The 13,580-nt window shown below is 73.7% G+C and carries 7 protein-coding genes and 2 pseudogenes; 3 read left to right on the top strand and 6 right to left on the bottom strand.

Annotated features, from left to right (window positions below; translation table 11 throughout):
* Positions 1-11: 11 nt before the first annotated feature.
* The 5 genes and pseudogenes from ACGFYU_RS26150 to ACGFYU_RS26130 form a co-directional block, all read right to left on the bottom strand.
* Positions 12-1,193 carry a TIGR04053 family radical SAM/SPASM domain-containing protein gene (locus ACGFYU_RS26150; RefSeq protein ID WP_393829750.1) on the bottom strand — a complete coding sequence of 394 codons (1,182 nt, stop codon included), beginning with the start codon at positions 1,191-1,193 and terminating at the stop codon, positions 12-14.
* Entirely contained in the window at positions 1,190-1,915 is a 726-nt protein-coding gene (gene narI / locus ACGFYU_RS26145) for a respiratory nitrate reductase subunit gamma (RefSeq protein WP_393829852.1), read from the bottom strand. The genes ACGFYU_RS26150 and narI overlap by 4 nt, the downstream gene beginning before the upstream one ends.
* A complete protein-coding gene (narJ, locus tag ACGFYU_RS26140; RefSeq protein WP_393829749.1) occupies positions 1,915-2,574 on the bottom strand; it encodes a nitrate reductase molybdenum cofactor assembly chaperone in 660 nt (219 codons plus the stop codon). Before narJ ends, narI begins: the two co-directional genes overlap by 1 nt.
* Positions 2,571-3,341: pseudogene (narY, locus tag ACGFYU_RS26135) on the bottom strand (nitrate reductase subunit beta); the annotation flags it as partial. The pseudogene narY and the gene narJ, both read right to left, overlap by 4 nt.
* Positions 3,342-3,357: 16 nt before the next feature.
* Positions 3,358-5,295 (bottom strand): annotated as a pseudogene (locus ACGFYU_RS26130) (molybdopterin-dependent oxidoreductase); the annotation flags it as partial.
* A 179-nt stretch (positions 5,296-5,474) separates the two neighbouring features.
* Here ACGFYU_RS26130 and ACGFYU_RS26125 point away from each other — a divergent pair.
* Positions 5,475-6,263 carry a YwiC-like family protein gene (locus ACGFYU_RS26125; protein WP_393829748.1) on the top strand — a complete coding sequence of 263 codons (789 nt, stop codon included), beginning with the start codon at positions 5,475-5,477 and terminating at the stop codon, positions 6,261-6,263.
* A gap of 316 nt (positions 6,264-6,579) precedes the next feature.
* Here ACGFYU_RS26125 and ACGFYU_RS26120 read toward each other — a convergent pair whose 3' ends face one another.
* The gene (locus ACGFYU_RS26120; protein ID WP_393829747.1) at positions 6,580-9,357 is read right to left on the bottom strand and encodes a YbhN family protein; all 2,778 of its coding nucleotides are present in this window, start codon (positions 9,355-9,357) and stop codon (positions 6,580-6,582) included.
* 110 nt (positions 9,358-9,467) lie between these two features.
* Here ACGFYU_RS26120 and ACGFYU_RS26115 point away from each other — a divergent pair, with 110 nt between their 5' ends.
* Together ACGFYU_RS26115 and ACGFYU_RS26110 are read left to right on the top strand one after the other, a co-directional pair.
* Positions 9,468-9,833 carry an MGMT family protein gene (locus ACGFYU_RS26115; protein ID WP_393829746.1) on the top strand — a complete coding sequence of 122 codons (366 nt, stop codon included), beginning with the start codon at positions 9,468-9,470 and terminating at the stop codon, positions 9,831-9,833.
* 174 nt (positions 9,834-10,007) lie between these two features.
* Positions 10,008-13,529 (top strand): UvrD-helicase domain-containing protein, encoded by a 3,522-nt coding sequence (locus tag ACGFYU_RS26110; protein WP_393829745.1) that lies wholly within the window; start codon positions 10,008-10,010, stop codon positions 13,527-13,529.
* Positions 13,530-13,580: the final 51 nt, after the last annotated feature.

Genomic DNA, 13,580 nt, shown 5'->3' with positions numbered 1-13,580 from the left:
GGGTGTGCGTGCTAGCGGCTCGTACTTTTGGTCAGAGCTGTCTCGTACGGGAAGCTGCCCGGCTCGTACGCGCAGTACGGGTCCGCTTCCAGGACGTCCCCGGTGAAGCCGTACGCCCGCGAGCGCGAGCCGCCGCAGACCGTCTTGAACTCGCAGGCCCCGCACTTCCCGCGCAGGAGGGAAGGGTCCCGGACTTTCGTGAACAGGTCCGATTCCCGGTAGATCCCGGTCAGCGGGCGGGTCTTCACGTTCCCCGCCGAGAGGGGCAGGAAGCCGCTCGGCTGGACCTCTCCCGTGTGGGAGATGAAGACGAAGCCGCGGCCCGAGGACACGTCCATCGGCGGGCGGCGCACCGGCCGGTGCTCCCCGTCGAACAGCCCCAGCTCCGCGGCGCGGGCCGAGAGGCGCCCGTACAGCGGCCCCAGCCGCGGCCGCTCCCCGCGCGCGTCGAGGACGGTGCGCTGGAGCGCGACCCGCCGGAAGTGGTGGCCCTCGGTGGTCTTGGTCGCCATGACCGAGCCGCAGTCGTAGAGGAAGTGCAGTACGTCCTCGATCTCGGCGGGTGTCAGGGAGTCCAGCTGCTCGCCGCGGCCCGTCGGGACCAGGACGAAGCCCGACCAGAGCATCGCCCCCTCGCGCCGGACCAGTGCAGCGATGTCGGCCAGGTCCTCCAGGCTGTTACGGGTGACCGTGGTGTTGATCTGCACCTTGAGCCCGAGCGCGCGGGCCGTCCGCCAGCCGTCCAGGGTCCAGTCGTAGACCCCGGGCACGCCCCGGAAGGCATCGTGCCGGGCGGCCGTCGAACCGTCCAGGGAGAGGGACAGGGCCACCGCCCCCGCCTCGCGCACCGCGAGCAGACGGTCCCGGGTGAGGGTCGGGGTGCCGGAGGGGGAGACCGCGACGCGCAGGCCCCGCGAGGTCCCGTACGTGATCAGGTCGGTGAGGTCGGTGCGCTGGAAGGGGTCCCCGCCGGTGATCACGAAGAGCGGGCCCGGCCGGCCGAAGGCGGCGATCTGGTCCATGACGCGGCGGGCGTCGGCCCCGTCGAGCTCGGCGGGGTGGCGGGCGGTCTGCGCCTCGGCCCGGCAGTGCAGACAGGCCAGCGGGCAGGCCCGGGTGGCCTCCCAGATGACGATGAACGGGCGCTCGGAGACGGAGTGCCGGGGCGTGCGGACGACCGTGCGCGGGGTCACGAGACCCGCTCCCAGCCGCGCTTGGCGGGCCGGTTCGCCAGCTGCCGGGGATCGCGCCGCCGGTAGACCACGTAGGGCCGGAACAGGTACTGCAGCGGTGCCGAGAACATGTGCACGAGGCGCGAGTACGGGATCAGTGCGAAGAGGGTGAAGCCGAAGAGGACGTGCAGTTTGAAGGCGAGCGGGGCGCCCGCCATCAGGTGGTAGTCGGGGGTGAGGGTGAACAGGCTGCGGAACCAGACCGAGATGCCCTCGCGGTAGTTGTAACCGTCCGTCTGCCCGGTGGAGTTGAGGACCGTCGCCGTCAGCCCGAGCACCATCGCGCCGAGCAGGAAGGTGTACATCAGGTGGTCGCTGCGCAGCGTGGCCTTGCGGACGGCCGGGACCTTGAAGCGGCGGTGGACCAGGATCCCGATGCCGACGGCGGCCGCGACGCCCGCGACGGCGCCGGTGGAGACGGCCAGCAGGTGGTAGGCGTGGTCGCCGATCCCGATCGCGTCGGTCCAGCTCATCGGGATCAGCAGGCCCACGACATGGCCGAGGACCACGAAGAGCATGCCGAAGTGGAAGAGCGGCGAGCCGATGCGCAGCAGGCGCGATTCGTGCAGCTGGGAGGAGTGGGTGGTCCACCCGAAGCGGTCGAACCGGGCCCGCCAGACCGTGCCCGCGATCAGCAGCGCGACCGATACGTACGGGAGTACGCCCCACAGGAGGAGGTCCATCAGGCCGTCTGCCTTTCGGGTGTCGTGGGCCACGGGAGGTCCTGCGGCATGTCGATGCCAGGGCCGAAAGGTTCGAGCGGGGAGCCCGCGCCGACCAGCTCCTGCGGCGGGCCGCTGCGCGCGAGCGCCTTCGCCTCGGCCCTGGTCTCGGGGGAGGGCCCGGGCAGTGTCCCGCAGACGGCCTCCAGGACCCGCGCGTACGGGGACCCGGACTCGGTGAGCGCGAGCCGCAGCAGCTCCAGCCCGGCCCGGTGCTCCTGGAGCAGCTCGGTGCCCGCCTCCGGCACGCGGGCGGCGAACTCCAGGGCCACGGGCAGGAAGTCGGGCAGTTCCTCGCCCGCGTACTCCAGCCCGAAGTCCCGGTAGATCCGCTTCAGCCGGACCAGGGACAGCCCGCGGCGCCGCGTGTCGCCGTCCACCCACCAGGTGAGGTAGAGGCAGCGCCGGTTGCGGGTGTCGAAGGTCGAGGTGTACTGGGCGCACAGCTCGATCGGGGTCTGCGCCTCGGCCTCGTCGAGGAAGGCGCCGAGCAGCGCGGCCGGTTCGGCGGGCGCCCCGGCGAGGGCCGCACGGAGCCGCGGGAGTTCGTCGTGGAAGTAGTCGCCGGGGTACTGCAGGACACAGCCCGCCACCAGTCGTACGTACGCGTCGGGGGTCACGAAGCCCTCCTCGTCGGGCCGATGTTGAGCATCACGGGCGGCTCGCCCACCGAGCCCACGGGGCAGGAGTCCTCCAGCGGGTGCGTCTCGGCGAGGGCGTCGGCATCGGCGCGGGCCGAGCTCGGGATCACGAAGCGGTCCTCGATCTTGGCGATCGCGAGGAGGCGGAACATGTCCTCCATCTCGATGCCGGTCAGGCCGACGGCCGCCGCGATCGACTCGTCCTTCTCCTCGCCGAGGTTGATCCTGCGCATGTACGCGCGCATCGCCGCCATGCGCCGCAGCACCGCCTCGACGGCGTACGTGTCACCGGCGGTGAGGATCGCCGCGAGGTACTCGACGGGGATGCGCAGGGCGTCGATGGCCCCGAAGAGGTTGCCCGCGTCCTCGCCGTCGCCGCCGGTGGCGGCGACCGCCTCGACGACGGGGGAGAGCGGGGGCACGTACCAGACCATGGGCATGGTCCGGTACTCCGGGTGGAGGGGGAGGGCGACCTGGTAGGTGGCGATGAGGTCGTAGACCGGCGATTTCTGCGCGGCCTCGATCCACTCGCGGGTGAGGCCGCCGCTCTGCGCGGCGGCGATCACGGCCGGGTCGTGCGGGTCGAGGAAGCACTCCAGCTGGGAGGGGTAGAGGTCGTGCTCGTCCGCCACGGCGGCGGCCTCGGCGACCTTGTCGGCGTCGTAGAGCATCACGCCGAGGTAGCGCATCCGGCCCACGCAGGTCTCCGAGCAGACGGTCGGCATGCCGACCTCGACGCGCGGGAAGCCTTCGCCGCGCTCGGCCCATACGGGCGCTCGCGGCCAGGCAGTCCGAGCCGGTCATGCCCGCGAAGGCGCCCTCGGCGAGCGGGGAGGCCAGCGCCTCGGCGGGCAGGGTGTCGTAGCGCCACTGGTCGGTGTGCAGGTAGAACCAGGCCGCGCCGATCATCTGGCGCGGCGGGCGCGACCAGTCGGAGGCGGCGGCGAGGGTGGCCCAGCCGGTGACCGGGCGGCACTTCTCCTGGCCGACGTAGTGGCCCCAGCCGCCGCCGTTGCGGCCCTGGCAGCCGGTGAGGGTGAGCAGGGCGAGGAAGGAGCGGTAGATGGTCTCGGAGTGGAACCAGTGGTTGGTTCCCGCGCCCATCAGGATCATGCAGCGGCCCTGCGACTGCTCGGCGGTCCGCGCGAACTCCCGTGCCACGCGGGCGGCCTGGGCCGCCGGGACCGAGGTCAGGGACTCCTGCCAGCCGGGGGTGCCGGGCTGGGAGGCGTCCTCGTAGCCGGTGGGCCACTCGCCGGGCAGACCCGCGCGGCCGACCCCGTACTGGGCGAGCATCAGGTCGAAGACGGTGGTGACCAGGCGGCCGCCGAGACGGCGGACGGGGACCCCGCGGCGGACGGTGCCGCCGCGCTCGTCGTCCTCGAAGCGGGGCAGGACGATCTCGGCGCTCTCCCCTTCCTCTTCCCCGAGGAGGGTGAGCCGGGGGACGGTGTCGCCGAGGTCGAGATTCCACTCGGGGGTCTCGTTCTTGCCCCAGCGGTGGCCGAGGGAGCCGTTCGGGACGACGGGCTCGCCGGTCGCGTCGTCGACGAGGACGGTCTTCCATTCGGCGTTCCCGGTGTCCTGGCCGAGATCTGCGGCGGTGACGAACTTTCCCGGGACGAGGCCTTGTCCGGTTTCCTTCAGGGACACCAGGAAAGGCAGGTCGGTGTACTTGCGGACGTAATCGCCGAAGAAGGGGGTCTCGCGGTCGACGAAGAATTCCTTGAGGATGACGTGGCCCATCGCGAGGGCCAGCGCACCGTCCGTACCGGGGTGCGGGTGCATCCATTCGTCGGCGAATTTCGTGTTGTCCGCGTAGTCGGGGGAGACCGCGACGACCTTCTGCCCGCGGTAGCGGGCCTCGGCCATCCAGTGGGCGTCCGGGGTGCGGGTGACGGGGACGTTCGAGCCCCACATCATCAGGTAGGCGGCGTCCCACCAGTCGCCCGACTCGGGCACGTCGGTCTGGTCGCCGAACACCTGCGGCGAGGCCACGGGGAGGTCGGCGTACCAGTCGTAGAAGGACAGCATCGGCGCGCCGATGAGGGAGTGGAAGCGGGCGCCGGCGGCGTGCGAGGCCATCGACATCGCGGGGATCGGCGAGAAGCCGGCGACGCGGTCCGGGCCGTGTTCCTTGATCGTGTGCACGTGCGCGGCGGCGACGATCTCGGTCGCCTCCTCCCACGTCGCCCGCACCAGACCGCCCTTGCCGCGGGCCTTCTGGTACGCGCGGCGGCGCTCGGGATCGGCCTGGATGTCGGCCCAGGCCTCGACGGGGTCGCCGAGCCGCCGCTTGGCCTCGCGGTACATCTCCAGCAGGGCGCCGCGCACGTAGGGATAGCGGACGCGGGTCGGCGAGTACGAGTACCAGGAGAAGGAGGCGCCGCGCGGGCAGCCGCGGGGCTCGTACTCGGGGCGGTCGGGGCCGACGGAGGGGTAGTCGGTGGCCTGGGTCTCCCAGGTGATGATCCCGTCCTTGACGTAGACCTTCCAACGGCAGGAACCGGTGCAGTTCACGCCGTGCGTGGAGTACACGACCCTGTCGTGGCTCCAGCGGTCGCGGTAGAAGGCCTCGGCGGCGCGGCCGCCGGTCCGGTGGACGGTGCGCAGGTCCTCGGACACCTCGGCGCGCGTGAAGAAACTGCCCGCCTTGATCAGTGAATCGGCGGCGTCCCCGTGTCCCTGACGCTCGTGCACAACGACCCTCCAGGCCGGAAAGAAAGGATGGTGATTCGACGCTACGCCCGTCGAAAAGGCGAACCCGGTGACAAAGGTCCCGTGAGGCCGTGACCTCTTCCCGGTATTTCGGGGGCCGACCGGCTGGCAGGCTGGAAAATGCCCAACTTCGCGTGGGCGGCGGCAAATTACGCGGATCAATGCCGATTAATGCGAGGGGCTGCGGACCGGTGGCGAGACAACGGGGAAAGGGATCACGGGCACCAAGGGCATGGATCCCGGACCAGCACGGGGCGTGGGCGATGCTCACGGTCCCGTTCGTGGTGGGTACGGTGCTGTCCCCGCGGCCGGGATGGGCTCACGCGGCGCTGTTCGCGGCCTGGCTGCTCGGGTACGCGGCGGCGTTCCACGCCCAGCAGTGGCTCCGGCTGCGCAGGCGCGGGCTGCGGTCGGCGGGGCGGCACGTGCGGCCGGCGGTGGTGTTCGGGGCGGCGTGCGCGGCGGCGGGCATCCCGGCGGCGCTCCTGCACCCCTGGCTGTGGGCGGCCGCCCCGCTCGCCACACCGTTCGTGGCGGTGAACACGTACTACGCCTGGCGGAGCCGCGAGCGGGCCCTGGCCAACGGCCTGGCGGCGGTGGTCCCGGCGTGCGGAATGCTCCTGGTGGCGGCCCGCCTGGGCGACCTCTCCCCGGCCGGGGCCTGGCCCGCCGCGCTGGCCTGCCTGCTGTACTTCGCGGGGACGGTCCCGTACGTGAAGACGATGATCCGGGAGCGGAACTCGCGGGCGTACCGGGCCGGTTCGGTGGCCTACCACGCGGCGGCCCTCGCCCTGGCCGCCGCCCTCTCCCCCTGGCTGGCGCTCCCCTTCACGGCCTACCTGACCCGAGCCGCCACCCTCCCGGGCCGCGGCCTGCGCGCCCCCCTGATCGGCGCACTCGAACTCGCCTGCTCGGCGGCCCTCCTGCTGACCCTGACCCTGGCGCTCTGACCCCGCGCCTCAATCGCCGGCGGGGCTGGATGTGCCTCCGGCGGCGCCTCAAACGCCGGCGGGGCTGGATTTTGGCTGATGCCGCCCGCCCGGCGCGGCTTTGTCTGCCCGCACCTGCAGGACGGCGGGGCCAAATCCAGCCCCTCCGGCGTTTGAGGAGCGGGGTGCGGGGCGGAGCCCCGGTCTTTGGGCCGCACTCGCCCGGTCACGCCGGCATCATCCAGCCTCGCCGGCGTTTGAGGCGCGGGGGTGTGGGGGCGGCGCCCCCGCAGCGGTGACGCGCCCGACGCGGAGGAACCGCACACCGAGCCGGAGGCTAGATCGCTTCCTTGCGGGTCAGGAAGTTGAACGACACCCACCCCGGCAGCACCGGCAGCCAGAACGTCATCAGCCGGAACAGCAGGACCGCCGAGATCGCGACCTCCTTCTCCAGCCCCGCCGCGATCAGCCCCAGCGTCAGCGTGGTCTCCACCGCGCCGATACCACCCGGCGTCGGCGCCGCCGAGCCCAGCGCGTTGCCCGCGAGGAACACCACCGCGATGCTCGCGTAGCTGATGGCCTGGCCGCCGCCGAACGCCCGGATCGAGGCGTCCAGGCACATCACGAAGCAGCCCGTCAGCAGCAGCATCCCGCCGATGCCCGTCATCAGCTTCTGCGGCCGCTGGAGCACGTCCAGCATGCGCGGCACCACCCCGGCGAACAGCGCCCGCACCCGCGTCACCACGAACTTCCGCATGAACGGGACGGCCGTGACCACCAGCACCAGCACCGCCACCGTCAGCAGACCCGCGATCACCGTCCGCGACGGCGTCATCTCCGGGGTCTTCTCGGTCCCGGTCAGGTAGCCGAAGGACAGCAGCAACAGGATGTGGCTGGCCAGTCCGAACAGCTGCGAGGCGCCCACGCTGGCCACCGCGAGCCCCGGCCGGACCCCCGCCCGCTGCAGGAAGCGGGTGTTCAGCGCGACACCGCCGACCGCCGCCGGAGCCACCAGCTTCACGAAGGACCCGGCCACCTGCGCCACGACCGTCCGCAGGAACGGCACCCGCTCCGGTACGAAGCCCAGCAGGCTCATCGCCGCCGCGAAGTAGCTGAGCGCCGAGAAGGCGAGCGCCGCCCCGACCCAGCCCCACTGCGCCTCGCCGATGATCTTCGCGAAGTCCACGTGGGCCAGCTGCGTCAGCAGGAAGTACGCACCGAACGCGCCCGCGATGAACGACACCAGCGTCCGCGGCCGGATCCGCTCCAGCCGGGCCGGCTCCACCGGCGCCTGCGGGCGGATCAGCAGGACCTGCTGGCGGATCTGGCTCAGCAGGTCCTCCTCCCGCGCCCCTTCCAGCGCGTCGTCCAGCGCCTTCTTCTCGGCCTTCCGGTCGGCGGCCGCCGAGGCCGACTTCCCCGAAGCCGAATCCGCCTCGCGCGCCGCCTTCGCCGCCCGCGAGGACTCCAGGACGGCCTCCCGCTGCCGGTCCGCCCGCTCCCGGGCCAGCCTGCGCAGCGTCGCCCGCGTCGAACGGCTCAGCGCGATCGGCTGGAGCAGCGGCAGGCAGTCCGCCACCGCGTCCGGGCCGAGCACCGACACCGCCGAGGCAACCGCCCGCTCCGCGCCGACCCGCAGGCCGAGCGTCGTCAGCATCTGCGCGATGTCCATCCGGAGCACCAGATCGCCCGCGGCGATCTCGCCGCCCCGCAGGTCGGTGAGGATCACATTGCCGGAACGATCCACCACCAGCGCGTCCCCGGTGAGCCGCCGGTGCGCGATCCGGCGCGACTGCAGGGCCCGTACCTGCTCCCACGCGTTGCGCGTCAGATCGTCGGTGAGCTCCTCGTCGCCGAGGGAGTCCAGGGTCCGGCCGCCCAGGTGCTCGTACACGAGCATCACCGCGTCCGGGCCCAGCTCGGAGGTGGCGATCAGCTTCGGCGCGTTCGCCCCGGCCGCGATGGCCGCGTACGCGAGCAGCGCCTCCTGCTCCAGCGCCTGCCGCAGCGACTGGAGGCTGCGCCGGGTGGTGATGCCGCGCAGCGTGAGCCGGCGCCAGACCCGGTAGAAGAAGCCCTGCGCCTGCTGCTCCCGGTCCACGACCGTGACGTCGAGCGGCGGGCCGTCCTCCAGGGTGACGTGGTAGCGGCGGCCCCGGTCGCTCACCTCGGAGGCCTCGGGGCCGTCGGGCGTCTCGGCGCGCATCGCGCTGACCGGCTGGAAGCCGACCCGGCGCAGTCCGGCGAGGAGGTTCTGCCCGGTGGGGCGCACATTGGGGGAGCCGACGGCGTACAGGGTCCCGTACGCGACGCTCCACCCGATCAGCACCGTCAGGATGATCGAGAAGGGCGTGGTGTAGCCGCTGACCAGCATCGTGAACGCGTCGAGCAGCAACACCACCCACAAGGCGACGCGCCAGTGCGGTCTGCGGGTCATCCCGACGGCGCACATGTACGCGATCACGGGCGCGAGGTAGCCGTGCACCGGGTCGGTCAGGGCCCCGCCGGCACCGGCGGAACGGGTGAGGGCGTCCTGGATGGTCTCGGGGGCGGCCTGGGAGACCCACAGGTCGGTGGCGAGCGTGACCCCGTGCGCGAGGACGGCGGCGAGCACGCCGTCGGCGATGCGCAGCCCGTCGCGCTTGATCAGCCGCTCGATGGCGAAGGCGACGGGGAGCAGCAGCACCGCGATGCTCGACACCAGCGCGGCGACCTTGATCAGCAGGTCCGGGGCCTGGCCGGTGCCCTTGTTGATGTCCTCCTCCAGGCCGACGGTGGTGCCGTGGGCGAAGGCGGAGATGCCGAGCACGACGGCGATGCCGAGGATGCCGACGAGGAGGCGTACGAGGTCGGACGGCCGGTGGACGCGGGCGGCGAGCAGCGGTTCGTCCACCTCGACCCGGTCGGCGGCCGTGGGGGCGTGCCCGTGCGGAGCGGCCTCGGGACCCGTTTCCCCGGGACCGGTCTCCTCGGGACCCGTTTCCGCCGGACCGCGCTGCGGACTGTGCTCCGGACCGTCGTCGGGGCGCGCGTCGTCGTCCGCCGTCGCGCCGTCCGGAGGGCTCACACCCAGCTCCTTCGTCGTCACTTCCGTCTCTTCTTGATCACGTATCACCAGTCACCGCCCGGAAGATGGTGGCACGGACCGACGGGCGAGCGGGGCATCAGGGTGCGCGCCGGTCCGGAACCTCGCCTTCCGTCGGCGGGCGGCCGACGTGCTGCACCATGGGCCGAATGAGCGAGGAGCTGCCCGCGTACGCGGAGCGAGTGCTGGACGCGGCCGAGCGGATTCCGCCCGGCCGGGTGATGACGTACGGCGACGTCGCCGAATGGCTCGGCGAGGGAGGGCCGCGCCAAGTCGGCCGCGTGATGGCCCTGTACGGGGGAGCCGTGCCCTGGTGGCGCGTGGTGCGGGCGGACGGCGTACCGCTGCCCGGCAGCGAGCGGCGCGCCCTGGAGCACTACCGGGCCGAGGCCACCCCGCTGCGCACGACGGCGGCCGGCGAACCCCGGCTCGACATGCGCCGGGCCCGCTGGGACGGCGAAGGTGCCGACGGTGGCGACGGGGACCGCGACGAGGTTCACACCTGACAGCTTCCGCCATACGAGGCCCGCACGGGCGGTCGAGCGCGCGTGCGAAGGACCGTACGGGGGACCCGGAGGAACTGCGCGAGGTCCCCGGCTTGCCGTAGCGTTGCCTCTTCGACTTCGGCCGGGGCCGCGCCCGCGGCACAGGCAGACCCACCAGGACCGGCACTTCACGTGATGACCTCTTCCTCCGAGCGCACCGAGCGGCGGCGTACGCGGACCCCTGACGCGTACCGCCTCGTGCGCACCGGGCCGGAACGGGTGGATCCCCCTGTTCTGGACGCAGCGCAGCGGGCGGTGGTTGATCACACCGGCGGACCGCTGCTGGTCCTGGCCGGACCGGGCACCGGCAAGACGACCACCCTGGTCGAGGCGGCGGCCGCCCGCGTGGAGGCGGGCACGGACCCCGCCCGGATCCTCATCCTCACCTTCAGCCGCAAGGCGGCCGTGGAACTGCGCGACCGGACCGCCCTGCGGCTCGGCGGCGCACGGGCCCCGCAGGCCACCACCTTCCACTCCTTCTGCTACGGCCTCGTCCGCGCCCACCAGGACACCGACCTCTTCGCCGACCCGCTGCGGCTGCTGTCCGGCCCGGAGCAGGACGTGATGGTCCGCACCCTCCTGGAGGGCCAGCGGCAGATCCGCTCCATCCGCTGGCCCGACGACCTGCGGGCCGCCCTCACCACCCGCGGCTTCGCGGACGAGGTCCGGGCCGTCCTGGCCCGCGCCCGCGAACTGGGCCTCGGCCCCTCCGCCCTCTCCTCCTTCGCCGACCGGATCGGCCGCCCGGACTGGAAGGCGGCCGCGGCGTTCCTCTCCGAGTACCTGGACGTCCTCGACATGCAGGGCACCCTGGACTACGCGGAACTGGTCCACCGCGCGGTCCTCCTGGCGGAACGCACCCCTTCCCTCTCCTCCTCCTACGACGCGATCCTCGTGGACGAGTACCAGGACACGGACGCCGCGCAGCTGCGGCTGCTGCGGGCGCTGACCGGCCCCGGCGGCACGCTCGTCGCCTTCGGCGACCCGGACCAGGCGATCTACGCCTTCCGAGGCGCGGACATCAACAACATCCTCGACTTCGAGTCCGCCTTCCCGGGCGCGGCCGTCCACGCCCTGACGGTCGGCAGGCGCTCCTCCTCGTCCCTCCTCGCCGCCACCCGCCTCCTGACGACCCGCATGCCGGTACCCCGCCTCCCGCAGGCGGCGGTCCGCGCCCACCGCAACCTGGAACCGGTACGGGAGGGCGGCCGGGTGGAGGTCTTCACGTACCCGACGGCCGGCGCCGAGCTGGACAACATCGCCGACATCCTGCGCCGCGCCCACCTGGAGGACGGCGTCCCCTGGCAGGACATGGCCGTCCTGGTCCGCTCCGGCGGCCGCACCCTCCCGGCGATGCGCCGCGCCCTGATCACGGCCGGCGTCCCGGCCGAAACCGGCGGCTCGGACACCCCCCTCCGCCACGAACCGGCCGTATCCCCCCTCCTCACGGCCCTCCGCCTCACCGCCACAGCCGCCACCGAGCCCGTACCGGCTGCCCCGGGCCTGCCCGCGCCGGAGACCGCCGGGCCGCGGGCGGTGGCCGAACCCGTACCGGCTGCGCCGGAAGCCGCCGAGCCCGGCCCGGCTGCGCCGGAGCCTGCCGACGAGGCCATGCCGGCCGAGCCGCAGGCCGCGGCCGCCGGCCCGGGCGCCGGAGGCGCCGAGGTGGGCGAGCTCGCTCGCACTTCTGGGGCGGGCGGGCGGGGAACGACCCCCGTAGCCGGCCCGCAGGGCGATACCGGCGTGTCCGCCGCAGGCGGTCCGGGCTCGGGGCCCGGCCCCGAGAACCCTGCCGGCCCCGCCGGAGGCGTCACGGTCGAGGCCGCCCTCGAACTGCTCGCCTCCCCCCTCGGCGGCATGGACGCCGCCGACCTCCGGCGCCTCGGCCGCGCCCTGCGCGACGAGGAGCGCGCCGCCGGCGTCAAGGTGCCCGCGCCCTCCGACGTCCTGCTCGCCCGCGCCCTGGCGGAGCCGGAACGGCTCACCGCGCACGACCCCGCCCACGCCCGCGGAGCGCAGCGCCTCGGCCTGCTCCTGCGCAAGGCCCGCGAGCTGCTCCAGGGCGGCGGCACCGCCGAAGAGGCCCTGTGGACCCTCTGGGACGGCACCCCCTGGCCCCAGCGCCTGGAGCGCAGCGCCCGCCGCGGCGGCGCCGCCGGCCGCAACGCCGACCGCGACCTCGACGCCGTCTGCGCCCTCTTCGACACCGCCGCCCGCGCCGAAGAACGCACCGGCGGCCGCGGCGCCCTCAACTTCCTCGAACAGCTCGAGGCCGAGGACATCGCCGCCGACACCCTCACCACCCGCGCCACCCGCCCCGACGCGGTCCGGCTGATGACCGCCCACCGCTCCAAGGGCCTGGAGTGGTCCCTCGTCGTCGTCGCCGGCGTCCAGGAGGGGCTGTGGCCCGACCTGCGCCGTCGCGGCTCCCTCCTGGAAGCGGACCGCATCGGCCGCGACGGCCTCGCCGAACCCCTCACCCCCGGCGCGCTCCTCGCCGAGGAGCGCCGCCTCTTCTACGTCGCCGCCACCCGCGCCCGCGACCGCCTCGTCGTCACCGCCGTCAAGGCCCCCGCCGAGGACGGCGACCAGCCCTCCCGCTTCCTCACCGAGCTCGGGGTCACCCCGAAGGACGTCACCGGCCGCCCCCGCCGCCCCCTCGCCGTCCCCGCGCTCGTCGCCGAACTGCGCGCCACCACCGTCGACCCCGACGCCTCGCCCGCCCTGCGCGAGGCGGCAGCCCGACGCCTCGCCCGCCTCGCCGCGCTCACCGACGACGAGGACCGCCCCCTGGTCCCCGCCGCACACCCGCAGCGCTGGTGGGGCCTGTACGAACCCACCCGCAGCAGCGTCCCGCTCCGCGACCGCGACCGCCCCGTCGCCCTCTCCGGCAGCGCCCTGGACCAGCTCGCCAACACCTGCTCCCTCCAGTGGTTCCTCGGCCGCGAGGTCAAGGCCGACGCCCCCTCCACCGCCGCCCAGGGCTTCGGCAACGTCGTCCACGTCCTCGCCGACGAGGTCGCCTCCGGCCGCACCCCCGCCGACCTGGCCGTCCTCATGGAACGCCTCGACTCCGTCTGGGACGCCCTCGCCTTCGACGCCCCCTGGAAATCGGCCCAGGAGAAGGAGAACGCCCGCGCCGCCCTCGAACGCTTCCTGCGCTGGCACACCACCGACCGCGGGGGCCGGGCCGCCGTGGCCACGGAGCACGCGTTCGACGTCACCCTCGAAGCGGGCGAGTACGCCGTCCGGATCCGGGGTTCCATGGACCGGGTCGAAGCGGACCCCCAGGGGCGTGCGTACGTCGTCGACTTCAAGACCGGCAAGGCCGCGCCCACGAAGGCCGAGGTCGCGCGCCACCCCCAGCTCGCCGTGTACCAGCTCGCGGTCCGCGAAGGTGCCGTCGACGAGGTCTTCGACGGGCTGCGCCCCGCGCCCGGCGGCGCCGAGCTCGTACAGCTCCGCCAAGGCGCCGCCGAACCGAAGATCCAGGCGCAGGAGCCGCTGGAGGGGGAGTGGGTCGGCGATCTGCTCGCCACCGCCGCCGGCCGCGTCCTCGACGAGCGCTTCGCGCCCGTCACCGGCCGCCAGTGCGACCACTGCTCCTTCCGCAGCTCGTGCAGCGCCCGCCCCGAGGGCCGCCAGACCGTGGAGTGAGACGGGAGGGGCGGGAGGCGTCCGGCATGCGGCGGGCGGCGGGGAGTGTCG

This window comes from Streptomyces sp. NPDC048337 (assembly GCF_043201175.1).
In the GTDB taxonomy this organism is placed as follows: domain Bacteria; phylum Actinomycetota; class Actinomycetes; order Streptomycetales; family Streptomycetaceae; genus Streptomyces.
This window is presented reverse-complemented; position numbering and strand designations above follow the sequence as displayed.

Excerpts from the sequence above, each read along its gene's own strand:
- ACGFYU_RS26115 (WP_393829746.1), top strand. The coding sequence starts at position 9,468 with ATGGGCCGAATGAGCGAGGAGCTGCCCGCGTACGCGGAGCGAGTGCTG.
- ACGFYU_RS26110 (WP_393829745.1), top strand. The coding sequence starts at position 10,008 with ATGACCTCTTCCTCCGAGCGCACCGAGCGGCGGCGTACGCGGACCCCT.
- narI (WP_393829852.1), bottom strand. The coding sequence starts at position 1,915 with ATGGACCTCCTCCTGTGGGGCGTACTCCCGTACGTATCGGTCGCGCTG.
- ACGFYU_RS26125 (WP_393829748.1), top strand. The coding sequence starts at position 5,475 with ATGCCGATTAATGCGAGGGGCTGCGGACCGGTGGCGAGACAACGGGGA.